This window comes from Mesorhizobium sp. USDA 4775 (genome assembly GCF_054062655.1).
Genome location: NZ_JBSSFM010000001.1, coordinates 3,347,722 through 3,370,727, shown reverse-complemented (window position 1 = coordinate 3,370,727; position 23,006 = coordinate 3,347,722). Strand labels below are relative to the sequence as shown.

The following is a 23,006-nucleotide window of genomic DNA, read 5'->3' as shown; positions in this document are numbered from 1 at the left end:
TGGCTGTGACGCTGGAAAATCCTGATCTTCTGTATAAGCTGTGCTTATGCGAAGCCTGCGCCACCTTCTGCCCTCCGCCGGCAGCCTGATCGTCTTCGAGGCGGCCGGCCGGCTGTCGAGCTTCACCGCCGCCGGGCGCGAGCTCGGCATGACGCAGGCCGCCGTCTCCTACGCGGTGCGCGGGCTGGAGGAGCAGCTCGGCGCCAAGCTGTTCCAGCGCCGCCATCGGCAGGTCAGCCTGACCGAAGCCGGCGAACGCTTCCACGCCGATGTCTCGCTGGGGCTATCGCATATCCGCAAGTCGGCCGAGGATCTCCGCCTGCAGGCGACCGGTGGCCATGTGACGCTTGCCGCGTCGACCGCCTTCGGCTCGTTCTGGATGATGCCGCGCCTGCAGCAGTTCCGTGACGAATTGCCGGGCATCGATCTGCGCATCCAGACCGCCGACCGCGACCTCGACATCATCGCCGAAGGCATCCCGCTGGCGGTGCGCGGCGGCGAGCCCCGGGACTGGCCGGACTACCATTCGCTGCCGCTTGCCGATGAGGAGATTTTCCCCGTCGCCGGCACCAGCTACCTGGCCAAGTTCGGCATGCCGAAGACCGTGGGGGAATTGGCGACGCACCGTCTCATCCATCTCGAGGAGCCGTATCGCGAGGCGGCGAGCTGGGACGAATGGTTCCAGTCGGCCGGCGGCAGCCTCGGCGACACCGCACGCGGCCTGCGCATCAATGATTATGGCCTGGTCATCCAGGGCGTGATGGAGGGGCAAGGAATCGCGCTCGGCTGGCGGCACCTTGCCGAGCGGCTGCTGGCGACGGGACTTCTGGTGCAGGTGACGGACCACGTGCTCAAGACCGGCAAAGCCTTCTATATCGTCTGGCCGAAGAACCGGGAACTCAGCGACAATGCCCGCAAGGTCAGGGATTGGCTGGCCGCGCAGGCATAAAACCGTTTCACGGTCCCACGCAGTTCGCCCTCGCCCGCACCACACGAATCCGCCTATACTGTCGCCATGCCCATTCGCCAGCTTTCCGAAACGATGATCAACCAGATCGCCGCCGGCGAAGTCATCGAGCGTCCGGCGAGCGTGGTCAAGGAACTGGTCGAGAATGCACTTGATGCTGGCGCCTCGCGCGTCGAAATCGTCACCTCAGGTGGCGGGCTGAACCTGATCCGCGTCACCGATGACGGCTCCGGCATCCCCCAACAGGAGTTGGCGCTGGCGATTGCGCGCCACTGCACCTCCAAGCTCGCCGAGGATATCAACGACATCCGCTCGCTCGGCTTTCGCGGCGAAGCGTTGCCCTCGATCGGCTCGGTGTCGCGGCTGTCGATTCGGTCGCGCACGGCGTTAGGCGACAGCGCCGCCGAAATCGGCATCGAGGGCGGCCGCGTCCTGCCCGTAAGGCCTGCGGCGGCCAATCGCGGGACCACGGTCGAGGTGCGCGACCTGTTCTTCGCCACGCCGGCGCGGCTCAAATTCATGAAGGGCGAGCGGGCTGAAAGCTCGGCGACCAGCGATGTCGTCAGACGCATCGCCATCGCCTTTCCGGCCGTGCGGTTCACGCTCGCCGGCTCTGACCGCTCGACCCTGGAATTGCCGGCGACCCATGACAGTCCGGAAGGCAGCCTGCGCCGCGTTGCCCAGGTGATGGGGGCGGAATTTCCCGATAATTCCATCGCCATCGACGCGATGCGCGAAGGCGTGCATCTGACCGGCCATGTGTCGATCCCGTCCTTCACCCGCGCCAACGCGCTGCAGCAATATGCCTATGTCAATGGCAGGCCGGTGCGCGACAAGCTGATCGCCGGCGCCATCCGCGGCGCCTTCGCCGATGTGCTGCCGCGCGACCGCCACGCGGTGACGGTGCTGTTTCTTTCGCTCGATCCGGCCATCGTCGACGTCAATGTCCACCCGGCCAAGGCCGATGTGCGCTTCCGCGATCCGGGCCTGGTGCGCGGGCTGATCGTCGGCGCCATACGCCAGGCATTGGCCGATGCCGGCATTCGCTCGGCCACGACGGGAGCCGCAGGCATGATGGCGGCATTCCGGCCGGGTGCCGCACCCTACAGTCATGGCGGCCCGGCCAATGGCCATCGCAGCTACGAAGCAGCATTCCATGCATCCGGCTCCACCGGTTTCGATCCCTCACGCTCACCGCAGCGGCCGCTCGACATGCAATTCGAGGGTGCGGGCTTCGAACGCGCCAGCGCAAAGAATGGCGGTTTTGGCGAACCCGACCAGGCGGCTTTCGATACCGGTCCGCTTGCCAGCGCCGATGCGCGCGCCGGGCAGAGCGAGGCGGCGGAGACGCTGCTCGACACGGTGCTCGGTGCGGCCCGCGCCCAGGTGCATGAGAACTACATCGTTGCCCAGACCAGGGATTCGCTCGTTATCGTCGACCAGCACGCCGCGCATGAGCGGCTGGTGTACGAAGCGCTGAAGAACGCGCTGCATTCGCGCCCCGTGCCCTCGCAGATGCTGCTTCTGCCTGAGATTATCGACCTGCCGGAAGAGGATGCCGAGCGGCTCGCCATGCATTCCGAAACGCTCGCCCGCTTCGGCCTCGGCATCGAGCGTTTCGGCCTGGGCGCCGTTGCCGTGCGCGAGACGCCGTCGATGCTGGGCGAAACCAATGTCCAGCAATTGGTGCGCGACCTCGCCGACGAGATCGCCGACAACGACACGGTAGAGACGCTCAAGGAGAGGCTGGACAAGATCGCCGCCACCATGGCCTGCCACGGCTCGGTTCGTTCCGGCCGGCTGCTCAAGGCCGAGGAGATGAACGCGCTGCTGCGCCAGATGGAGGCGACGCCCGGTTCCGGCACCTGCAACCACGGGCGGCCGACCTATATCGAGCTGAAGCTCGCCGATATCGAGCGGCTGTTCGGGCGGCGGTGAGCCTGTGGGCGGCGAACAGACGGTCCGGTTCCGGTTCGAAGCCGAGGTGATCCACTGGAGGGGCCCTTCGCCATACTTCTTCGCGCCGATACCCGAGCAGCATGGCGACGAGATCAAGAAAGTCGCGAAGTTCGCGACCTATGGCTGGGGGGTGATACCTGTCGAGGCGACTATTGATGGCTTTATGTTCGCCACATCCCTGTTTCCCAAGGGCGGAAGCTACCTTTTGCCCCTGAAGGACGACGTCCGGCGCCAGTGCAATCTAACGGCAGGCGATTCGATTTCCGCTTCCATCGCGATACACCTTCGCGGCCGATAACGAGGCCCGCGGGCGATCCTCTTGATCGATGGTCTGGCGCGGCTCTTGTCTTGATTCGGGAAAGGCAGCCAACCCTTTGGTCTAACGCTTCAAATTCACTACGATGACGCCGCCGAGTGCCAGCGCGCCGCCGAGGATGCCGAGTAGCGTCGGCACTTCGCCCAGCCAGAAGAAGCCGATCAGGGCAGACATAGGCGAAACCAGATAGAGGAAGTTGGAGGCACGGGCGGCCGGCAGACGCGACAGCGCGGTTGCCCAGGCGGCATAAGCGATCAGGCTGGGCACGATGCCAAGAAAGATGACGGCGCCGAGACCGGTGGTGTTGGCCACGGCTGCCTGCGCGAAACCGCTCGGCAGAAAGGGGGACAGGCAAAGTGCGCCAAGAATCATATTCGAGGCCGAGATGGTCAGCGGGTGATGGCGGGCAAACAGGGGCTTCTGGACGATAGTGTTGACGGCCGAACAGAGCGCGGAGCCAAGCACGAGCAGTGCACCAGCATTGAAATGTAAGCCTTGTCCGTCTGACATTGCTATGACGCCGATGCCGGCGAAGGATATCGCCGTGCCAGCCCAGGCCCACCTTGAAAAGCGCTCGCCGAGCAGCGCCATCGCCATGATGGCGGTGAAGATCGGGCTGACATTGATGATGAAGCCGGCGGCTCCCGCCGAGACGGTCAGCTCGCCGAAAGCATGACAGTGTAGAGCGCGACGAAAATTGCCCCGCCAAAGACGAGGCGCCACACCTCGTCGAGCCTGGGCAGTGCCGGGCGCTTGACGGCAAGGAAGAGCGCCGCCGGCACCGCGGCGATGGCAAAGCGCAGGGAGCCCAGTTCCAGCGGCCCGAAGGCGGCAAGGCCGGCGCGGATGGCCGGAAAAGCGGAGGCCCAGCCGACCACCGTCAGCGCCACGGCGATGGCGGCCGTGGTGTCCATCCGCTGTGTCTGATTCAACGTGCCCGTCATCGCGCTCATCTCACCGTCCTCATGCTGTTCCCGTCCTGGAGGCCACAAAACGCCTTTTTCCGCCTGTTGACAAACGACCAAATCGAGGATCACCTGTGACTATGGATCACAGCTCAGACACAATGGTGCCGCTCGAAACCCTGCGTGCCTTCGACGCGGCGGCGCGAACCGGCAGTTTTTCGGCGGCTGCTGAAAAGCTCAACATCACCCATGGAGCCATCAGCCGGCAGATTGCCAAGCTCGAGGACTGGCTGGGCCTGAAAGTGTTCGATCGCGGTGCGCGCGGCGTAACGCTGACGATCGAAGGCAACCGGCTGCATCTGCGCACGTCGGAGGCTTTCGCGCTGATTTCGAGCCATTCCGACCGCTGGGTCGAGCCGCGCGGCACGGCGGTGGTGCGGCTGACCTCGATCCCCTCGGTGAGCGGGCTGTGGCTGATGCCGCGCATGGCGGCACTGGAAAACAATCCCACCAAGCTGCGCATCGTGCTCGATGTCGACATCCGCCAGGCCGACCTTGCCGATGAAGGCATCGATCTGTCGATCCGCTGCGGCCGCGGCGGCATTCCCGGCCGCGTCTCGGTGCAGCTGTTCGAGGAGCATGTCTTTCCTGTCGCGTCACCGGAACTGGCTCGCGAGATAGGTCGCGGCGACCCGGCCCGGTTGCTCAAATTCCCGCTGATCAACGATTCCGACGCCTCCGGCTGGCGCGCCTGGTTCGCCGCGCAAGGCATGGATTATCGCCCACGTCCGCAAGATCGCCGCTTCGAGGACTACAATCTGGTGCTAGACGCTGCCGCCTACGGGCTCGGCATTGCGCTGGCGCGTCCGCCGCTGACCGGGCATCAGTTGCAGTCAGGCCGAATCACCGCGGTCGACGAGCGCACCGCGCTCAATCCAGTGTCCTATTGGCTCGACCGGCCGCTGGGGCGGCCACGCACCGCAGCGGCCGACCTTGCCCGCCGTATCGCGCAGCAGGCCGGATTGGCGCCGGACAAGATCGAGGCGTTCATCGAAGCCGAGCGATAGGTCTGCCGGCCTATCTCCGATTCGTTCAGCGAAGCAGCAGCAGAACGAATCCGAACATCATTGCCAACAAACCGGTTATGATCGAAACAAAGCCGATCCTCACCAGCAGGCCCTCGGGATTGGGTGCCGCGGCGGCGTGAGATTGATTGGCTGGCCTTCGCCGTCCCGACGGCATCCCCATGGCGGCGGCGTTTTGCGGCACCGGAACCTGCTGCGGGATAAACGACAGCAAGGACACCCCGGCGGCCCTGGCGGGTGCGTTGTCATTGGCCGTTACCGAAGGCGGCACGGCGCCGCGCTGCGTTTCGGCTTCGGGCGCTGTTCTCCTCGCCACGGTCGTTGCCAACACCGCCTCGTCGCGTGTGTCGAGCTGGGCCTGATAGGCCTCCACGATGCCGGGAGAAGCAATCTGCTGCGATTTGACGGCCATCGGCGCCGCCGGCATCGCCAACAAAGCGGGCGCCGTGCGTTGGGCGAACAAAGAGGGCGCGGCGGGCTGGACCAGTTCCCTGACCAGCGCCGTCCTGACCGGATCGGCTTTCGCCGACGGCACGGGTTGCGGCGTCATCGCCTCCTTGAGCAAGGAAGCCAGGCGGGCGGAAGAAATATCCATCATGCCCCCGATAAAAGCGCTTTTCGCACCTGTCCTAGCGCCTCAGCATTGTCCGAGGCTTGTCGCAAGCTTGACCTTGGCGGCGATTTGTGGCGATGAAATCTGTATGAACCTCGGCACCACCGCATGATGAACCGTTTCGAAGGCCCGGGCGGCAAGGAAGCCCGCATCCGCTACCTGGATGGCGATTTCCAGGTCACCAGCCCCGGCTCGTTCGTGCGTTGCGCGGTGACCGGGGAAAACATTCCCTTGGATGAGCTGAAATACTGGAGCGTCGCCAGGCAGGAGCCCTACGTCAACGCCACCGCTTCGCTGCGCCGCGAGATCGAGGTGCATCCTGAGCTGCGCAAGCGCAGCTAACCCCTCAGCTTGCGCTGCCGCCAGGCATCGAGCGTTTCCTCGATGATGCGTTCGGGCACATGGTCGAGCTCGAAAACCGTGTCGATTTCCAGCACATCGAGCCTGTCGAGAAAGTCCTGTGAGGCGCCGTGGCGCAACCGGGCGGCGTCCTTGGCCGTGGTGATGAGAACCAAGCCTTCGGCGCGCGCCGTCACCGCCAGTTCGGCGAGTTCGTCCTCGGCGTAGAAATGATGGTCCGGAAAGGGTTTTGAGAGGACCACCTCGCCGCCGGCCTCGCGCACCGTGTCGAAGAATTTGTCGGGATGGCCGATGCCGGCGAAGGCGAGGAACCGTTTGCCGGCAAGCCCGGCCTTGCTGCTGGGCTCGGTATGCGCCTCGAAGATCGGCCGGCCGGCGCGCGCCGCCTGGCGCACCACGGCGTCTGCGGCGGTGCCCTCGCCCATCTTCAACAGCCCGCTGGTGAAGACCAGCTGGTCAACGATCTTTGCCCTCAACGGACCGCCCGGAATGACGCGGCCATTGCCGATGCCGTAGCGGGCGTCGACCACGATCAGCGCGTAGTCGATATGGATGCGCGCGCTCTGAAAGCCGTCATCCATGATCAGGAAATCGCAGCCGTGCTTCGCCATGAGCAGCCTGGCGCCGGCGGCGCGGTTCGGCGTCACCGCGACCGGCGCGTGTTCGGCCAGAAGCAGCGGCTCGTCGCCGACATGCTTGGCGGCATCGTGATGGGCATCGACGACATGCGGCTCGGCGAAGGAGCCGCCATGGCCGCGCGACAGGAAACCGGGCTTCAGCCGCATGCGCTTGGCCTGTTGGGCGAGCGCGATAGCGACCGGCGTCTTGCCGGTGCCGCCGACGGTGAAATTGCCGACGCACAGGACCGGCGCCTCGATCTTCTCGCGCCTGGCCCGCCGCATGCCGCGCCCGGCGACGAGCGCATAGACGGCCGACAGCGGCGACAGCGCCAGGACTTTCCAGTCCGGCTCTTCCCACCAGAATGGTGGTGCTTCGGAGGCCACGCTAGCGCCCGTTGGCGCCCTTCAGGCGCGACTTGACGACCAGCGGCTGGATGTAGGGTTCGAGCGATTTCAGCGTGCGTGCCAGCGCGCCGCGCATCTCGTCGACGGTCGCCACCCCTGCCGCCATCATCTCGTGGCGCGCCACTTCGTTGGTCAAAAGGAAGTTGACGGCGCCGGCCAGCATGTCGCGATCACGCACCAGCTTGGCGCCGCCGCTGTCGATCAGCCGCTGATAGGCCTCGCGGAAATTCTGCACATTGCGGCCAGCCAGAACCGCTGTGTCGAGCATGGCCGGTTCGAGCGGATTCTGCCCGCCCTCGGAGGTCAGCGAGCGGCCGACGAAGGCGATTTCGGTCAACCGCAGATAGAGCCCCATCTCGCCGATCGTGTCGCCGAGCAGGATATCGGTGTCGGGCCCGATACGGTCGCCCTTGCTGCGCCGCGCGACCTTCAGCCCCATGCCGGAAATCTGCGCGGCAAGGCTTTCCGCGCGATCGGGATGGCGCGGAACGACGATCGTCAGCAGGCCGTGGTGACGCTTGTGCAGCGTCGCATGGACTTCCGCCGCGACCACTTCCTCGCCGTCATGGGTCGAGATTGCAGCCCAGGTCGGGCGGCCGCCGATCTGCCGCTGCAAGGAGGCCAATACCCGTTCGTCGACCGGCGGCGGGTTGGTGTCGACCTTGAGGTTGCCGGAAACGGTGACCGGCCGGGCGCCAAGCGCGCGAAAACGCTCGCCGTCGACATCGGACTGGGCAACGACATGGGCGAGATTCTCGAACAGCGCCTCGGCGATGTTGGCGCGTTTCTTCCACGAGGTGAACGAGCGGTCGGACAGCCTGCCATTGACCAGCACCTGCGGCACGTGACGCGCGCCAAGCTCCAGGATGGTCATCGGCCAGATCTCGGATTCAGCGATAATCGCCAGGTCCGGCTGCCAGTGATCGAGAAACCGGCTGACCGCCGGCTTAAGATCCAGCGGCACATATTGGTGGATGATGCGGTCGCCGAGCCGTTCGTCGGCGACCTGGGCCGATGTCACCGTGCCGGTTGTCAGCACGATGTTGACGCCGTAGTCGAGAATGCTTTCGACCAGCGGCACCACGGCTATGGTCTCGCCGACGCTCGCGGCATGGATCCAGATCACGGGCCCTTCGGGACGCGGGCGGCCGGCGACGCCGTAGCGCTCGCGGCGACGGTGGCGGTCTTCCTTGCCACGCGAGGTGCGCCAGGCGACATAGGGCCCGACCAGCGGATAGGCTGCGGCACCGGCGAAACGGTATGCCGTCAGCATGGCGCGCGCCCAGCGACCGCTCATCGCCGGCCATCCACGAGACGGTAGGCCTCGGCCGTCGCGGCATTGAGAGCGGTGGTGATTTCCTGGCGCTTGCGCTCCATTTCGGCGTCATCGGCGTCGGCCGCGACAAAGATCGGCGCGCCGATGGTCACGGCGGAACGGCCGAAAGGCAGGTTGATGGTCGTCTTGTCCCAGCTCTTTTCCAGCACCTTGCGACGGCTGGTGGCGATGGCGACAGGCAGTAGTGGCCGGCCAGAGAGGCGCGCCAGGAGAACGATACCGAGCCCTGCGTCGCGCGGCGTGCCATGCGGAATGTCTGCGATCATGGCGACGTTCTTGCCGGCGGTGAGCGACTTTTTGAGGGCAATCAAGGCCTTGGCCCCACCCTTGTCGAGATGCCGGGCATTGTCGCGCCCACCGGAACCGCGCACCGCCTCGATGCCGAATTTCTCCAGCATCAGCGCATTGAGCTCGGCATCGGCGCTGCGCGACACCATGGCGACCAGCGGCTTGCGCTTGGGGTAATAGGCCGGCGTCAAAAGATGCTGGCCGTGCCACAGGGCGATGATGCCTGGCTCGAATTCGGCATAGGCGCCGCCCGAAAAGCGCGCCGAGCCGGCGACCAGGGGACTGGTCAGGCGAACCAGGCGGACGAACTGTGCGAGCAGGCTGGCAATGGCGTTCTTGACGAATCGCGACTGCGCGAGCGGCTCGCGCACCTTGCGCCAGAACGTCTTGGTCGCGCGGCTGCCGCCCCTGCCAGTCGGCGCGGCGTCGCTGGCTGGCCCTTTCGCCAGGTCATGCTCCATCGAAGTCAACCGGCAGCCTTGTTGTCGGGGTCCAGCAGACGGTGCAGATGAACGACGAAATAACGCATATGGGCATTGTCCACGCTGGCTTGCGCCTTGGCCTTCCACGCCGTGTGCGCGGATTGATAATCGGGATAGATACCGACAATGTCGAGCCCGTCGAGATCGCGGAACTCGGTGGTCCCAAGCTTCTTCAGTTCGCCGCCGAACACCAGATGCAAAAGCTGTTTCTTCCCGTCTTCCGCGGTCATGTCGGTCCTTCACATATTGTGAGTTTGTGACAGGTCTAGACCAAAGCCGCCGACTTTGGAACCTGCGAATGTGCTTTCACGCGTCCAGCCCGGCGATCACATCGACGAGCACCGCCAGCAACTCACCGCTGCCGGCCGCGAGCGCGCCGTGGCGGGTCACCTCGCCGGCATAGAGCGGCGCGCGGCCATGCGGGTCGAGCAACTGGCCGCCGGCCTCGCGCAGGATCAGATCGGCGGCGGCGATGTCCCAGTCATGCGCATTCGGCTTGACGAAGGTGGCGTCGAGCGTGCCGTTGGCGATCATCGCCAGGCGATAGGCAAGCGAGGGGCTGTAGGGCGCCCGTACCAGCCGCTTCTGCCAGCCGGCCGGCATCAGGTCGATCAGCTGCTTCAACCCTGAAATCTCGGCCTTGTCGCCAAGCGTACGCACGCCGATGCGCTTGCCGTTGCGGAATGCGCCCTGGCCGGGCAGCGCCCAGTAGGTCTCGTCCATTGCCGGGCATTCGAGCACGCCGGCAAGCGTGCGGCCCTCTTCGACCACGGCAACGCTGACGCACCAGGTGCGCTGTCCCTCGAGGAAGCCGCGCGTGCCGTCGATCGGATCGACGACGAAGGTGCGGCGTGCTGAAAGCCGCGCCGGATCGTCGACTGTCTCTTCCGACAGCCAGCCATAATCCGGCCGCGCCGCCAGCAGCGTGCCGCGCAGATAGGCGTCCGCTGCATGATCGGCTTCGCTGACCGGCGAGGTGCCGCCCTTCATCCAGACCTGTGGGCTGTTGCCGAAGTACTGCATGGCGATCAGGCCCGCCTCGCGGGCGGCATCGCGCAACAGCGGCAGATCCCCAATGGTGCCGGAGGGGGCAGCGGTCAGTTCAGGCTCCGGCAAGGGTCATGCCTTCGATCAGGAGCGTCGGCGCGGCGGTGCCGAAATTGCGGTCGAGGTCATTGGCCGGCACCATGTTGAGGAACATCGTCTTCAGGTTCGAGGCAATGGTGACTTCGGCGACCGGATAGGCCAGTTCACCGTTCTCGATCCAGAAACCGGAAGCGCCACGGCTGTATTCGCCGGTCACCATGTCGACGCCCTGGCCGAACACTTCGGTGACGTAGAAGCCGCTCTTGAGCGACTTGATCAAATCCTCCGGCGAGCGTTCGCCCGGCTCGATGGCGAGATTGGTGGAGGACGGCGAGACGGAAGAGCCGCTGCGTGAGCCGCGGCCGTTGGTGATCAATCCCAGTTCCCGCGCCGCCGAGGTCGACAGGAACCAGTGGTTGAGCACGCCCTTTTCGACCATGAGAAGCTTCTCGCCCTCGACGCCCTCGCCATCGAACGGGCGCGAGGCCTGGCCACGCGGCCTGAGCGGCTCGTCGGTGACGGTGATGGCCGATGCGGCCACCTGCTTGCCCATCATGTCGCGCAGGAACGAGGTCTTGCGCGCAACGGACGCGCCGTTGATGGCGCCGGCAAGATGGCCGGCGATGCCACGCGCCACGCGCGGGTCGAACACCACGTCGACCGGCCCGGTCGTCGCCTTGCGCGCGCCGATGCGGCGCACGGCGCGTTCCCCGGCCTTGCGGCCGATATCTTCCGGCGCGTCGAGATCGGCAAAATGCTGGCGCGAGGAAAATTCATAGTCGCGCTCCATGCCGGTGCCCTCGCCGGCGATGACGCTGGCCGAGCGCGAGAAGCGCGAGCCGACATAGTGGCCGATGAAGCCGTGCGAGGTGGCCAGCACGATACCGCCCAGCCCGGCACTGGCGCCGCTGCCGGCCGAATTGGTCACGCCCTTGACGGCAAGTGCCGCCGCTTCGGCCGCAAGGGCTGCTTCCTTCAACTGGTCGGCCGACACTTCGGTGGCGTCGAACAGGTCGAGATCGCGCATTTGCCTCGCCAGCAGCGCCGGATCGGCCAGACCCTGATAGGGATCCTCGGGCGAGACCTTCGCCATGGCAACGGCGCGCTCGGCCAGTGCGCGCGGGTCGGATGCGGCAGTGGCCGAGACGCTCGCCACTTTCTGGCCGACGAAGACGCGCAGCGAGACATCCTCGGCCTCCGACGATTCGGTGGCCTCGACCTTGCCGAGCCGTACCGACACGCCGGTGGAGCGGCCGCGCACGGCAACCGCATCGGCGGCATCGGCGCCGGCCTTCTTGGCGGCCTCGACCAGCGACGCGACGCGGTCGGTCAGTTTTTTAGCGTCTGATGTATCGGCCATGCCTGTGATCCTGCTTGTCGCGGCCAGCTTGCGGCCGCGCCCACCCATCTATTGTTCCGGTCCGGCTTGTGCAATGGCACAGGCTTCAATCAAAATGCGTCGCCACATGGTTCCCGTCGCGAACCCTGTGACGCAAAATCAGCCCGCAGCCCGCACGGAGCATCCTTCATGACGCCTTTCCATCTCGCCTTCCCGGTCCGTGATCTCGATGAAACCCGCGCTTTCTATGGCGAAGTGCTGGGCTGCGCGATCGGCCGCTCGTCGGCGACCTGGGTGGACTTCGATCTTTACGGCCATCAGATGTCGGCGCATCTGCGGCCGCAGGTCGCGCAAGCCGCCAGCGACGGCAAGGTCGACGGCATTCTGGTGCCGATCCCGCATTTCGGCGCCGTGCTGCTGATGGACGACTGGCGGCGCCTGGCGACCGGGCTGGAAGCGCGCGACGACATAGACTGGCTGGAACGGCCAATGGTCCGCTTCAAGGGCGAGCCCGGCGAACAGGCGACCCTGTTCATCCGCGACCCCTCCGGCAACGCCCTGGAATTCAAGGGTTTTCGCTCGCTGGAGCAGGTTTTCGCGCACTGAGGTTGGGCACTACGCTGCCTGTGGCTCAAGAGCGGCGACCGGCGTCCAGATCACGTCCTCTACTTTCTGGGCGCCGGTGGCCAGCATCGCCAGGCGGTCGAAGCCGAGGGCGATGCCGCTGGCCTGCGGCATGATGGCAAGGGCGGCGAGAAAATCCTCGTCCAGCGGATAACGCTCGCCATAGATGCGCTCTTTCTCGTCCATTTCGAGGATGAAGCGACGTCGCTGCTCCTCGGCATCGGTCAGTTCGCCGAAGCCGTTGGCGAGTTCGACGCCGCAGCAATAGAGCTCGAAGCGCTCGGCGACGCGCGGGTCGCGCGGGCTCGGCCGGGCAAGCGCCGCCTCGGCGACCGGGTATTCGCACAGGATGGTGGCGCGGCCGAGGCCGAGATTAGGCTCGATCTTTTCCACCATCACGCGGCTGAACAGGTCGGCCCAGCTGTCGTCGGGCGCCGTGCGCAGGCCGGCCTTGGTCAAGGCGGCGTACAGCGCGTCCCGGTCGGTGCCGACATCGGCGGCGACAGTGGCCAGGAGATCGATGCCGGCGTGGCGAGAAAAGGCGTCCGCCACCGTCAGCCGTTCCGGCTCGGCGAACGGATCGCAGTCGCGGCCCCGGAAGGAAAAGCGCGCCGCCCCTGCCCGCGTCGCGGCCAGCGCCAGCAGATCGGCGCAATCGCGCATCAGGCTCTCATAGGTCTCGCCCACCCGGTACCATTCGAGCATGGTGAATTCGGGATGATGCAAGGGGCCGCGCTCGCGGTTGCGGTAGACCGGACCGAGGCTGAAAATGCGCTGTTCACCTGCGGCGAGCAGCTTCTTGCAGGCGAATTCCGGCGAGGTGTGGAGATAAAGCGGCGCACGCGCGCCGTCCGGCCCGACCGCTTCCGTGGCGAAAGCCGCCAGATGCGCCTCATTGCCGGGCGAGACCTGCAGCGCCGCCGTTTCCACCTCGATGAAATCGTTGCGGGCAAACCAGTCGCGCAGAGCGGCCGTGAGGCCGTTGCGCAGCATCAGGCGCGGGCGCCGGTCGGCGTGAACGTCAGGCGTCCACCAGGGCGAAGCGGCGGTCATGGGCGATTTGAAGGCGAGCAGGCGCGCGCCATGTCAGTTTGCAGTGAGGGCTGGCGGTTCGCGCCAAGATGCGCTACCAGCGCCGCACAAGCCGGCAAACGCCCACTAACTCTCGCAGGATTTAAAACCGTGGTGAAAGTCATCGCCAGTTCGCTCCGCAAAGGCAATGTCGTCGACAAGGACGGCAAGCTTTATGTGATCCTCTTTGCCGAAAACATCCACCCAGGCAAGGGCACGCCCGTGACACAGCTCGACATGCGCCGCATCGGCGACGGGGTGAAAGTTTCGGAGCGCTACCGCACCACCGAGCAGGTGGAGCGCGCCTATGTCGAGGAGCGCGAGCACACCTTCCTCTACGCCGACGGCGAAGGCTTCCACTTCATGAACCCGGAAACCTACGACCAGGTGGCGGTGAGCGAAGCCGTGGTCGGCGACGCAGCACCCTATCTGCAGGAAGGCATGCCTGTGCAGGTCTCGCAGTTCAACGGCATCGCGATTTCCCTGGTCCTGCCGCAGCGCGCCACCTTCGAAGTGGTCGAAACCGAGCCGACGACCAAGGGCCAGACGGCATCGTCCTCCTACAAGCCCGCCGTGCTTTCGAATGGCGTGCGCACCGCAGTGCCGCCGCATATCGCGCCGGGTACCCGCGTGGTGGTGATGACGGCGGATGGGTCCTATGTGGAGCGAGCGAAGGACTGAGGGTTACTCGGCATCACGAAACCTCGGCAGCGCCTGTTTCGGCCTGTTGACCGACCACACATCATCGATTGGCGCCGAGCATCAAGGTCGGCTGAGGTCGGCGCTTGCCTCTGACGTCTGCTAAAACAACACAGCACAGCGCTATTTCTCGCGGAGCCTGTAGCAAACGCCCCATGTGGTTCGTCCTTTGGGCGAAGAGGAGAACGCCATGAGAAAACTCATCGTCACCGAATTCATCAGCGTCGACGGCATTGCCGAGGTCGAGAAATTGCCTGGCGTTACCTGGAATGACGAGATGAACAGGTTCAAGGAGGATGAACTTGCCGACAGCGGCGCCATGCTTCTGGGGCGCACGACCTATGAGATCTTTGCCGGTTCATGGCCCAAGGAAACCGGGGATTTTGCCGACCGGTTCAACGCGCTGCCGAAATACGTCGCCTCCACGAGTTTGAAGGCGCTCGACTGGAAACCGGCCGAATTGCTCACAGGCTCGCTGCCGGTAGCGGTGAGGACGCTGAAGCAAGGCAGCGGCGGCAACATCTATGTGCATGGCAGCCTCAGCGTCGCGCAGGAATTGCTGCGCCACGGGCTGGTCGACCGCGTCAGGCTGCTCAGCTATCCCGGCGCCGTCGGCCAGGGCAAGCCGCTGTTCCCGCCGGGCGAACAAGTGCCGCTCGAGCTGATCTTGGCCGCGCCGTTCAGCAACGGCGTTGTTGCGTTGGAGTATGCGCCGGCGAAGTCTTAGCCGGCCTCACCACTCACCCGGCCTTCTTCCCTCGCCTCCCCTTGATGGCGGCGGCGCCATTGCGCGCCTCCACCACCCGCTCCACCTCGCGCTTCAGCTGATCCTTGATGTCAGCCGTCTCGTTCATCAGCGCATCGATCTTCAGGAAATCCAGCACGCGGTATTTCGACACCGCCGGGCGGACCAGAATGTCGGGGCGGCACTGTTTCAGCTTGTTGGCGATAATCGACTGCATCATCAGCTGCGTGGCGCCGAACATCAGGTCGACGGAGGTGGGGTGCTTGCGGTCGGCCTCTTCCGGCGCACCGACCACGTCGACGCCGATGATGATGTCGGCGTCGTTCTCGATGAGATCGAAGGGCACGGGGTTGTAGATGCCGCCGTCGATCAGCAGCCTGCCGTCGCGCGTCACCGGGCGGAACACGGCGGGAATGGCGGCAGAGGCTGCAAGCGCGGAATGCAGGTCGCCTTCGTCGAACACGGCGAGCTTGTGGCCGAAATAGTCGGTCGCGGTCACCTTCAGCGGGATTTTCAGTTCGGCGAAAGTTTCGGGAATGGCCTCGGGCAGGAATGCCTTGAGGATACGCTCGACATTGAACTGGCTGACCCGGATGCCATTCTGCATGGCCTCCGCGATGGTGCCTGGCCGCGCGCGCCACATGCGGCTCGCCACTTCGGCGCGGCGGCCGAGTATCGAGCGGGCATAGTCGTGGATCTCTTTGCCGGTCATGCCCGCGGCCATGCCGGCGCCCATGATGGCGCCGATCGACGAGCCGGCGATCGCCACCGGCTTGATGCCGAGCTCGTCCAGCGCCTCGATGACATGGATATGCGCCAGGCCGCGCGCGCCGCCGCCGCCGAAGGCTATGCCGAATGTCGGGCTCATCCCTTGCCGGCTCCGGCCAGCGGCGGCCCGACCACCATGATGGTCGGGTCGGCCGTCAGCAGCTTTTTCGCCGCCGCCTTGACCTGGTCGAGGGTCACCGCGTTGATGTAGCCGGCGCGACGCTGCATGTAGTCGATGCCGAGATCGTCGAGCTGCAATTCGACCAGCGTCGCGGCGATGGAACTCGAAGAGTCCAGATTGGTGATGGCATAGGCGCCGATGAGATATTTCTTGGTCGCCGCCAGTTCAGCTTCGGTCGGGCCTTCCTCAGCCAACTGCCTGGCGACGTCGCGCACGATGCCGAGCGTCTCGGACGCGCGGTCCGAACGCGTGCCGGTGGTGACGATCAGCGCGTTGGCATGGTCCTGGTTGACCAGCGAGGAATTGACGCTGTAGGCCAGCCCGCGCTTTTCGCGCACCTCCTCGAACAGGCGCGAGGTGAAGGTGCCGCCGCCCAGGATCTCGTTCATCAGCACGGCGGGGAAGAAATCGGCCGACTTGCGCTTCACGCCCGGCCAGGCGAGCTGCAGCGAGGTCTGCGGCAGGTCGTAATTGACCTCGACGCGCTGCGCCAGCTTCGGCTCGACATCGGAGACCGGGGCGAGCGCCTGGTCCTTCGGCAGATCGCCGAACACCATGTCCAGCTTCTTCTTCAGCGTCTCGGCATCGATGGCGCCGACCACGGCGACATGCAGGCCGCCGCGCGCGAACACCGCCTTGTGCAGGGCCTTCAGATCGTCCTTGGTGATGGCGGCGATGCTCTGCCTGGTGCCTTGGTCGGAGCGCGAATAGGGATGGTCGCCATAGACGGCGCGCGCCCATTTGTTCTGCGCCACCGTGTCGGGATCATTCTCGTTGGCGATGATGCCGGACAGGATCTGGGCGCGGATGCGGTCGATCGGCGCTTGGTCGAAGCGCGGCTCGTTGACCGCCAGCCGCAACAGGTCGAAGGCCTCGTCGCGCTGCTCGGCCAGCATGCGCATGGAGCCATAGACGCCGTCGCGGGTCTCCTCGAAGCTCATCTCGGCGCCGGCATCGTCGAGCCTGACCTGGAAGGCTTCCGAATCGAGGGATCCGGCGCCCTCGTCGAACAGGCCGGTCATCAGATTGGCCAAGCCCTCCTTGCCCACCGGATCCTGCGTCGAGCCGCCGCCGAAGACGAAACGGACGGCGACGATCGGTACGGAATAGTCCTCAACCAGCCATGCGGTGATGCCTTTTGGGGAGGTGACCTGCTGGATATCCATCGCGCGCGCGGCAAGCGCGGGCAGGATCAGGAAGAGGATGGAAAGGAAGAGGGTTGCGAGGGCGGTGGCCACGCGCGGTCTTCCCTTCTCCCCTTGTGGGAGAAGGTGGCCTCGCGAAGCGAGGTCAGATGAGGGGTGTTCCAGCTTGGCAAGGACGGCGATCCGGCACGCACCCCTCATCCGTCTCGGCGCTGCGCGCCGATCCACCTTCTCCCACAAGGGGAGAAGGGAAGGCGCCGTCACCGCCTCGCGCATATGTGTCGAGTTCATCATCAATTCCCCGCCTGTTGCTGCGGCAAGAGATAGCCTGATGTCGAGCGGGCCAGCACCAGATAGCGCGCGGCGACGGCCTTGACCTCGTCCGCAGTGACCTTGCGGATGCGGTCCGGCCATTGCTGAACATCCTGCACGTTGCCGCCGGTGGCCAGCGTCGAGCCATAGATTTCGGCCATGGAGTCCTGCTTGTCGCGGGCAAAGACCATCGACCTGATATAGCGGTCCTTGGCCTTTTCCAGCTCATCCGGCGTGACGCCGCCGCTGGCGATGCGCGCCACCTCCGCATCGACCGCGGCCTCGACGTCGGCCAGCTTGGCGTCGCCGCGCGGCGCGCCATAGACGGTGAAATTGGTGTCGTCGAGCATGGTGCCCTGGAAATACGCGCCGGCATTGGAAGCGATGCCTTGCTTGACCACCAGCGCCTGGTAGAGCCGGCTGCGGTTGCCGCCGCCGAGGATCTCGGCCAAGAGGTCGAGCGCCTCGGCCTCGCCCGGCTTGGCGGTGTGGTAGGACGGCACCACCCATTGCGTCGAGAAACTCGGCACGCTGACGCGGGCGTCGGTGAGCGTGACCGTGCGCTTGGTGTTCTGCTCCGGCTCGACCGGGCGGATGCGCGGCGGCAGGTCCGGCCCGCGCGCCACCTTGCCATAGGTCTTTTCGGCCAACGCCTTGACCGTCTCCGGCTCGACATCGCCGGCCACGATCAGGACGGCGTTGTTGGGCCGGTAGTATTTGTCATAGAAAGCGACGGCGTCGGTGCGGTTGAGCTGCTCCATCTCCTGCATCCAGCCGATGACCGGAATGCGATAGGGCTGGTTCTGCCACAGAGTGGCATCGACTTCCTCGTCGAGCACCGCCTGCGGATTGTTGTCGATGCGCGAGCGGCGCTCTTCCAGGATGACGTCGCGCTCGGTCTTGATGACGTCGTCGGTGAGGATGAGGTTGCGCATGCGGTCGGCCTCGAAACCCATCATCTGCTCAAGCGCCGAGGGCGCCACCGTCTCGTGGAAAGCGGTGTAGTCGTAGGAGGTGAAGGCGTTGTTGGAGCCGCCAATGTCGGAGACGGCGCGGTCGAACTCGCCGGAGGCGTGATTTGTCGTCGCCTTGAACATCAGATGCTCGAAGAAATGGGCGATGCCGGATTTGCCGGGCGGCTCGTCGGCGCTGCCGATCTTATACCAGACCATATGGGTGACGATCGGCGCGCGATGGTCGGGAATGACGACCACCTCCATGCCGTTATCGAGCAGGAAATCCGTCACCTTGAATTCGGCCGGCGTCTTGTCGGGCGACGCGCTGCTGTCGGCCAGCACGGGGCCGGTGAGCGTGAAGGCCAGCGAGGTTGCCAGCAGTGTCGTCCGCAGCCATTCAGCCCTGGATGTCATCAATGGCTCCGGTTTTCTCTTCAAGACGATAGGCAAGGTGCTGGCGACAAGCAAAGTGATTTGTTGTTGCCGGCAAAGGCGGCGGCAAAGAGGCCACCGCTCGATGCAGGCGTGTCACGCAGCCTCGATGAAGCGGATGATGGTCTCGCCATAGTTGCGCTCGTCCAGCACCGAAAAGCCGGGACCCGGCTCGAAGGGAGCCGCCGCCGTCTCCTCGACCACGCAGAGCGCGCCGGGGCGCAGCCAGCCGCCGGCACTGGCAGACTGCAGCGCGCGCTCGCCCAGCCCCTTGCCGTAGGGCGGGTCGGCGAAGACCAGGCCGAACGGCGCCAGCGTGCCCGCCTCGCCAAGGCCGGTGGCGTCGCGGCGAAAGATCTTGGTGCGTCCGGTCAGGCCGAAGGCCTCGACATTGTCGCGGATCAGGCCGCGGCCTTCGGCCGATTCCTCGATGAAGACGCCATAGGATGCGCCGCGCGACAGCGCTTCCAGACCAAGCGCCCCGGTGCCGGCGAACAGGTCCAGGACGCGCGCGCCGTCCAGCTGTTCGGCAAAGCGATGCGCCAGCACGTTGAAGACGGCCTCGCGGGTGCGGTCGGTCGTCGGACGGATGGCGCTGCCGCGGGGCGTCGCCAGCGGACGCCCACGAAACTCACCGCCGACGATCCTCATCTTGTGCGGGGACCCTTGGGACCGCCACGCGGCCGTTCACCGCCAGCCGGACGCTCGCCACGCGGCTTGCCGAACGGCTTTGCGCCGCCTGGTTTGCCAGCGGGCTTGCCATAGGACGGCTTGAACGAGGCCTTGCGCGCCTTGGCCTCCGCCGCCTTGGCGGCGTCGGCTTCCGCCCTGCCCTTGCCGATCGGCCGGGCCCCTGGCGCCATCCAGACATTGGCCTTGCGCTGGCCGGGCGGCTCTATCGGCCGCTGCTCGCGCTCGGATTTCTTGCCGCCAAAACCGCCACGAGGCTTGTCGCCGAAGCCACCGCGCGGTTTGTCGCCGAAACTGCCACGTGGCTTGTCGCCAAAGCCGCCGCGTTCGGGCCGGGACCCGCGTTCGCCAAAGCTCTTTTCCGGCCTCTCGCCTCTGTCGGGACTGGTCGACAGCTTGCCGAGCGCCTCGTCGCGGCTGCCTTCGCGGCGCTTGCGGTTCTTGATCAACCCGCCCTCGCCGATCGGCCGGCGCTCGCCGTCGCGCGTGAATTTCGGCCGCTCGGGTTCCGGCTCGCGAACTTCAGTGCGCCGCACCGGCTTGTTGGAGAACGGTTTTGCTATCTCTGCGTCGAAATTGGCGCCGGACTCCTCCACCAGGCGCTCGCCAAGCTGGTCGCGCAGCACGCGGCCCTTGATCTCCAGCACATGGCCCTCGGGAAGATCCTCGAGCTGGAACGGCCCATAGGAAATGCGGATCAGCCGAGTCACGTCGAGACCGAGCGCGCCGAGGATGTTCTTCACTTCGCGGTTCTTGCCTTCGCGCAGGCCGATCGTCAGCCAGGCATTGGAGCCCTGCTCGCGGTCGAGGCTGGCTTCGATGGCACCGTAGAAGACGCCATCGACGGCAATGCCTTCGCGCAGACCGGCAAGCGCGCTTTCCTCGACCTTGCCGTGGACGCGCACGCGGTAGCGGCGCAGCCAGCCTGTGGCCGGCAGTTCGAGCACGCGCGACAGGCCGCCATCATTGGTCAGCAGCAGCAGGCCTTCGGTGTTGATGTCGAGGCGGCCAATGGTCATCAGCCGCGGCAATTCGGCCGGCAGCACGTCGAAAACGGTCTTGCGGCCTTCGGGGTCACGGTTGGTGGTGACGACGCCGGCCGGCTTGTGGAACAGGAACAGGCGCGTGCGTTCGATCGGCGGGATCTCCATGCCGTCGAGATGGATGATATCGCCAGGCATCACATTGAAGGCCGGCGAAGTCAGAGCGCGGCCGTTGACCTTGACGCGGCCGGCGGCGATCAATTCCTCGGCGTCGCGGCGCGAAGCAAGTCCAGCGCGTGCCAGCCGCTTGGCGATGCGCTCGCCGGCCTCTTCCGTGGCCTCCGCGGGACGCGGGCGCGGCTTGAAGCCGGCCGATGCCCCTTGGGGCCGATCGCTGAAATCACGCTTGGGGCGGTCACCGCCAAAGTCGCGCTTGGGGCGGTCGGCAAAGTCACGCTTCGGGCGATCGCCGAAATCACGCTTGGGACGGTCGAAACGCTTTTCGCCGCCCTCCGCCGATGCGGCAACCGGACGATCGCCGCGCGGCGCATATGGCTTGCGCGGCCCTTCGCGCTTCTCGTAGGGCTTGCGCTCGCCTTCAGCCGCCATGGGACGGTCGCCGCGCGGCGCATAGGGTTTGCGCGGCCCTTCGCGCTTCTCGTAGGGCTTGCGCTCGCCTTCAGCCGCCATGGGACGGTCGCCGCGCGGCGCATAGGGTTTGCGCGATCCTTCGCGCTTTTCATAGGGCTTGCGTTCGCCTTCGGCCGCCGTCGGACGGTCGCCGCGCGGCGCATAGGGTTTGCGCGGTCCTTCGCGCTTCTCGTAGGGCTTGCGCTCGCCCTCAGCCGCCGTCGGTCGATCGCCACGCGGTGCGTAAGGCTTACGTGGGCCTTTGCTGAATGGCTTGTCGCCGCCCTTGAAGTCGCGCTTCGGCCGTTCGCCCTCGGCGGCCATCGGCCGATCGCCGCGCGGCGCATAGGGTTTCTTGGCGCCGAAGGATGGCTTCCTGTCGCCTCGCGGAGCCGCAGGTTTCTTGCCCGGGCCTTTTTGGCGCGGAGATTTCTTGTCGTTGTCGTCCATGTGGCCTTTGTCCGTTTGCGCTGCTACAGCGTGGCGCATCCTTTCGGGCGCGCAACGAACGCTGTAGCACTTTGATTTGGCGCATGATCTTTTCCGAAAATCGAGTCCGATTTTCGGGTTGATGCGCTCCATAACAGGATCGCGGGAGTTTGTCAGGGAAAAGTGGGAACCGGTTTTCCCGGGAAGACAAACGAAAACCAAAAGCCAGGAGTGGCGAGGAGATAATCGGAATGGAAACCGCGTGAAGCGGCCGGATTTCATGGCGCTGGCGCTTGAGGAGGCCGAAGCGGCAGCCTTGCGCGGCGAAGTGCCGGTCGGCGCCGTCGTCGCCAACGGCAGCACCGTCGTTGCAAAAGCCGGCAACCGCACCCGCGAGCTTGCCGACCCGACTGCGCATGCCGAGATGCTGGTCATCCGCGAAGCCTGCGGCAAACTCTCAAGCGAGCGGCTCACCGGCCACGATCTCTATGTGACGCTGGAACCTTGTGCCATGTGCGCCGGCGCCATCGCCTTCGCCAGGCTACGCCGTCTCTACTTCGGCGCCGCCGACGAAAAGGGCGGTGCGGTGGTCAATGGCGTGCGCTTCTTCGCCTCGCCGACCTGCCACCACACGCCCGACATCTATCCGGGTATGGGCGAGACCGAGGCTGCCCTGCTGCTGAAGGATTTTTTCAAGGAACGTCGCGACTGAACCGCGCCGTTCCGCCCGAAAGGGCAGCGTGGCCGTTCTCAGGCTCTTTGTCTTGACGCAACTCCGTAGTGAAAGCGCTACGCGCTTTTCCCGGGAAAACCGCTTCACACTTTTCCTGGAATTGCTCTTACAGGGACGGCAACCAGTCGAACCAGCCGGACTTCTTGCCTTCCGCCTCTTTCTTCAGGCGGCGTTCCTTCTTGTATTCGTCCTCGCCGAGTTCGTTCTGCGGCGCGGTGCCGGCCGCGACACGATAGGCCAATGGCGGCTCGCTCAGATATCTGCGGGTATTGGGGTCGCCCTGCTTGCTCGCGGCAAGACGACGCTGGATCTCGGCGGCGCGGCCCTTGTCGGAATCAGCGGGTGTCCAGGCCGGCGGGTGGCTGGAGCCTGAATCCGCCATCGCCTTCTTGACCGAGGCCGGATCGGTCTGCACATCGTCGACGATCTCAGCCTGATAGTTCGGATCATTCTGGTGGGCGGTGGCGTCGGCGCGCAGGCGCGCGCGGCGCTGCTCGGGCGATTCGGGCCATTCGGCGCTTGCCGTCTCGATGCTTTCCTGAGGCGCAGGCAGCGCTTCCTTCTGTCCGGGAGCGGGCTTCACCAAGGTGGGGCGTGGCTTGTAGTCGATCGGATCCTTGCGCTTCGGCGCGAAGGAAACGGCGCCGGTGAGATCGCCGGCCAGCTGTTCGGCAGCGGTCTTGTCGGTGCCATAGGTCGGAGAACCCATGCAGCCGGATAGAGCGAGGCCCGATGCGACAAGCGGCGCCAGCAGCGCAAGGCGCGCCTTATATCTCTCGGTCATGCCAAAAAGTCCCACTCTAGACAGCCTCTCGATCGCCACCAGTCTTGTGACCGGTCCCCATCG

23 protein-coding genes and 1 pseudogene are annotated in these 23,006 nt (G+C 65.6%); 9 read left to right on the top strand and 15 right to left on the bottom strand.

Annotated elements, in window-relative coordinates; all coding sequences use genetic code 11:
• Positions 1-46: 46 nt before the first annotated feature.
• The 3 genes from ACVILI_RS16345 to ACVILI_RS16335 all read left to right on the top strand — a co-directional run bounded on the left by ACVILI_RS16345 (position 47) and on the right by ACVILI_RS16335 (position 3,224).
• The gene (locus tag ACVILI_RS16345) at positions 47-949 is read left to right on the top strand and encodes a LysR substrate-binding domain-containing protein (protein WP_019857500.1); all 903 of its coding nucleotides are present in this window, start codon (positions 47-49) and stop codon (positions 947-949) included.
• A 66-nt stretch (positions 950-1,015) separates the two neighbouring features.
• A complete protein-coding gene (gene mutL / locus ACVILI_RS16340) occupies positions 1,016-2,905 on the top strand; it encodes a DNA mismatch repair endonuclease MutL (protein ID WP_038646140.1) in 1,890 nt (629 codons plus the stop codon).
• 4 nt (positions 2,906-2,909) lie between these two features.
• Positions 2,910-3,224 carry a DUF1905 domain-containing protein gene (locus ACVILI_RS16335; RefSeq protein ID WP_019857498.1) on the top strand — a complete coding sequence of 105 codons (315 nt, stop codon included), beginning with the start codon at positions 2,910-2,912 and terminating at the stop codon, positions 3,222-3,224.
• Positions 3,225-3,305: 81 nt separating this feature from the next.
• On the opposite strand, the pseudogene ACVILI_RS16330 reads toward ACVILI_RS16335, so the two are convergent.
• Positions 3,306-4,195 (bottom strand): annotated as a pseudogene (locus ACVILI_RS16330) (DMT family transporter).
• 92 nt (positions 4,196-4,287) lie between these two features.
• Here ACVILI_RS16330 and ACVILI_RS16325 point away from each other — a divergent pair.
• A complete protein-coding gene (locus ACVILI_RS16325) occupies positions 4,288-5,214 on the top strand; it encodes a LysR substrate-binding domain-containing protein (RefSeq protein WP_038646136.1) in 927 nt (308 codons plus the stop codon).
• 25 nt (positions 5,215-5,239) lie between these two features.
• Here ACVILI_RS16325 and ACVILI_RS16320 read toward each other — a convergent pair whose 3' ends face one another.
• Positions 5,240-5,797, bottom strand: a complete 558-nt coding sequence (locus ACVILI_RS16320) for a hypothetical protein (protein ID WP_457102544.1) — start codon at positions 5,795-5,797, stop codon at positions 5,240-5,242.
• A 156-nt stretch (positions 5,798-5,953) separates the two neighbouring features.
• On the opposite strand from ACVILI_RS16320, the gene ACVILI_RS16315 reads away from it, so the two are divergent.
• Positions 5,954-6,187, top strand: coding sequence for a DUF2093 domain-containing protein (locus ACVILI_RS16315; protein ID WP_010915490.1), 234 nt, complete (start codon positions 5,954-5,956; stop codon positions 6,185-6,187).
• On the opposite strand, the gene lpxK is transcribed toward ACVILI_RS16315, so the two are convergent.
• The 6 genes from lpxK to ACVILI_RS16285 all read right to left on the bottom strand — a co-directional run bounded on the left by lpxK (position 6,184) and on the right by ACVILI_RS16285 (position 11,782).
• Positions 6,184-7,209 carry a tetraacyldisaccharide 4'-kinase gene (gene lpxK, locus ACVILI_RS16310; protein ID WP_038646134.1) on the bottom strand — a complete coding sequence of 342 codons (1,026 nt, stop codon included), beginning with the start codon at positions 7,207-7,209 and terminating at the stop codon, positions 6,184-6,186. The two genes, ACVILI_RS16315 and lpxK, sit on opposite strands and share 4 nt — an antisense overlap.
• Before the next feature lies 1 nt (position 7,210).
• Positions 7,211-8,527 (bottom strand): lipid IV(A) 3-deoxy-D-manno-octulosonic acid transferase, encoded by a 1,317-nt coding sequence (gene waaA / locus ACVILI_RS16305; protein ID WP_019857494.1) that lies wholly within the window; start codon positions 8,525-8,527, stop codon positions 7,211-7,213.
• Positions 8,524-9,315 (bottom strand): lysophospholipid acyltransferase family protein, encoded by a 792-nt coding sequence (locus ACVILI_RS16300; protein ID WP_019857493.1) that lies wholly within the window; start codon positions 9,313-9,315, stop codon positions 8,524-8,526. The genes waaA and ACVILI_RS16300 overlap by 4 nt, the downstream gene beginning before the upstream one ends.
• A gap of 5 nt (positions 9,316-9,320) precedes the next feature.
• Entirely contained in the window at positions 9,321-9,566 is a 246-nt protein-coding gene (locus ACVILI_RS16295; RefSeq protein ID WP_019857491.1) for a DUF4170 domain-containing protein, read from the bottom strand.
• Positions 9,567-9,642: 76 nt separating this feature from the next.
• On the bottom strand, positions 9,643-10,452 hold the full coding sequence (locus ACVILI_RS16290; RefSeq protein ID WP_019857490.1) for a 3'(2'),5'-bisphosphate nucleotidase CysQ: 810 nt from the start codon (positions 10,450-10,452) through the stop codon (positions 9,643-9,645).
• Positions 10,439-11,782, bottom strand: coding sequence for a TldD/PmbA family protein (locus ACVILI_RS16285; RefSeq protein WP_027046716.1), 1,344 nt, complete (start codon positions 11,780-11,782; stop codon positions 10,439-10,441). Before ACVILI_RS16285 ends, ACVILI_RS16290 begins: the two co-directional genes overlap by 14 nt.
• A 168-nt stretch (positions 11,783-11,950) precedes the next feature.
• Here ACVILI_RS16285 and ACVILI_RS16280 point away from each other — a divergent pair, with 168 nt between their 5' ends.
• Positions 11,951-12,367 carry a VOC family protein gene (locus ACVILI_RS16280; RefSeq protein ID WP_038646130.1) on the top strand — a complete coding sequence of 139 codons (417 nt, stop codon included), beginning with the start codon at positions 11,951-11,953 and terminating at the stop codon, positions 12,365-12,367.
• A gap of 9 nt (positions 12,368-12,376) precedes the next feature.
• Here ACVILI_RS16280 and epmA read toward each other — a convergent pair whose 3' ends face one another.
• Complete coding sequence (gene epmA / locus ACVILI_RS16275; protein ID WP_038646128.1) at positions 12,377-13,438, bottom strand: EF-P lysine aminoacylase EpmA; 1,062 nt, start codon at positions 13,436-13,438, stop codon at positions 12,377-12,379.
• Between the two features lie 129 nt (positions 13,439-13,567).
• Between epmA and efp the strand changes: the two genes are divergently transcribed.
• On the top strand, positions 13,568-14,137 hold the full coding sequence (gene efp / locus ACVILI_RS16270) for an elongation factor P (protein ID WP_010915481.1): 570 nt from the start codon (positions 13,568-13,570) through the stop codon (positions 14,135-14,137).
• 208 nt (positions 14,138-14,345) lie between these two features.
• Positions 14,346-14,882, top strand: coding sequence for a dihydrofolate reductase family protein (locus ACVILI_RS16265; RefSeq protein WP_038652505.1), 537 nt, complete (start codon positions 14,346-14,348; stop codon positions 14,880-14,882).
• Positions 14,883-14,895: 13 nt separating this feature from the next.
• Here ACVILI_RS16265 and ACVILI_RS16260 read toward each other — a convergent pair whose 3' ends face one another.
• From ACVILI_RS16260 to ACVILI_RS16240, 5 genes are all read right to left on the bottom strand, one after another.
• A complete protein-coding gene (locus ACVILI_RS16260; protein ID WP_038646126.1) occupies positions 14,896-15,768 on the bottom strand; it encodes a patatin-like phospholipase family protein in 873 nt (290 codons plus the stop codon).
• On the bottom strand, positions 15,765-17,087 hold the full coding sequence (locus ACVILI_RS16255; RefSeq protein WP_027046715.1) for a M16 family metallopeptidase: 1,323 nt from the start codon (positions 17,085-17,087) through the stop codon (positions 15,765-15,767). Before ACVILI_RS16255 ends, ACVILI_RS16260 begins: the two co-directional genes overlap by 4 nt.
• 200 nt (positions 17,088-17,287) lie before the next feature.
• Positions 17,288-18,676, bottom strand: a complete 1,389-nt coding sequence (locus ACVILI_RS16250; protein ID WP_038646121.1) for a M16 family metallopeptidase — start codon at positions 18,674-18,676, stop codon at positions 17,288-17,290.
• Positions 18,677-18,790: 114 nt separating this feature from the next.
• The gene (rsmD, locus tag ACVILI_RS16245) at positions 18,791-19,345 is read right to left on the bottom strand and encodes a 16S rRNA (guanine(966)-N(2))-methyltransferase RsmD (RefSeq protein WP_038646119.1); all 555 of its coding nucleotides are present in this window, start codon (positions 19,343-19,345) and stop codon (positions 18,791-18,793) included.
• Positions 19,342-21,447, bottom strand: a complete 2,106-nt coding sequence (locus ACVILI_RS16240; protein ID WP_064985075.1) for a pseudouridine synthase — start codon at positions 21,445-21,447, stop codon at positions 19,342-19,344. Before ACVILI_RS16240 ends, rsmD begins: the two co-directional genes overlap by 4 nt.
• A gap of 241 nt (positions 21,448-21,688) precedes the next feature.
• Between ACVILI_RS16240 and ACVILI_RS16235 the strand changes: the two genes are divergently transcribed.
• Positions 21,689-22,138 (top strand): nucleoside deaminase, encoded by a 450-nt coding sequence (locus ACVILI_RS16235; RefSeq protein ID WP_019857481.1) that lies wholly within the window; start codon positions 21,689-21,691, stop codon positions 22,136-22,138.
• 127 nt (positions 22,139-22,265) lie between these two features.
• Here the strand turns inward: ACVILI_RS16235 and ACVILI_RS16230 are convergent, their stop codons facing one another.
• Positions 22,266-22,943: a metal ABC transporter substrate-binding protein gene (locus ACVILI_RS16230; protein WP_027046714.1), complete on the bottom strand. Its 678-nt coding sequence runs from the start codon at positions 22,941-22,943 to the stop codon at positions 22,266-22,268.
• Positions 22,944-23,006: the final 63 nt, after the last annotated feature.